The organism is Bradyrhizobium sp. Kon56 (assembly GCF_055807635.1).
In genome coordinates this window covers 1-310 of record NZ_JBVVOU010000301.1, presented here as the reverse complement: position 1 = coordinate 310, position 310 = coordinate 1, and the positions used below count along the sequence as shown (strand labels likewise).

General features: G+C 59.0%; 1 protein-coding gene. It reads right to left on the bottom strand.

Going from position 1 to position 310, the window contains the following annotated elements:
* On the bottom strand, positions 1-215 hold a 215-nt coding region (locus AC0L3B_RS39055; protein ID WP_473383048.1), incomplete at its 3' end, for a tryptophan 2,3-dioxygenase family protein.
* Between the last annotated feature and the right edge of the window lie 95 nt (positions 216-310).

Below are 310 nucleotides of genomic sequence, written 5' to 3'. Positions count from 1 at the left end.
AGCTTCATCCACAGCTCCGAAGTCTGGTGCTGGATGATGAACAGCATTTCGTTGTGGTCCGGCGACAGCGGGTGCTGGGCGCTGAGGACTTTGCCCAGGTCCAGGTAGTCGCCGTAGCTCATGGACTCGGAAAAATTCAGCTCAGCGTTGTGCCATTCTTCCGGGGGCTGGCCGTCGGCAGGCTTATATTCTGAAGAGAAAGGACATTGGCTCATCGCGAAGGCTCCAAAAGCGGGCGCAGGATTGCGCGGACCGGGCTGGCATCCAGGTTGGCAAAACGCAGCGGCAGCGCGATCAGTTCATAGTCGCC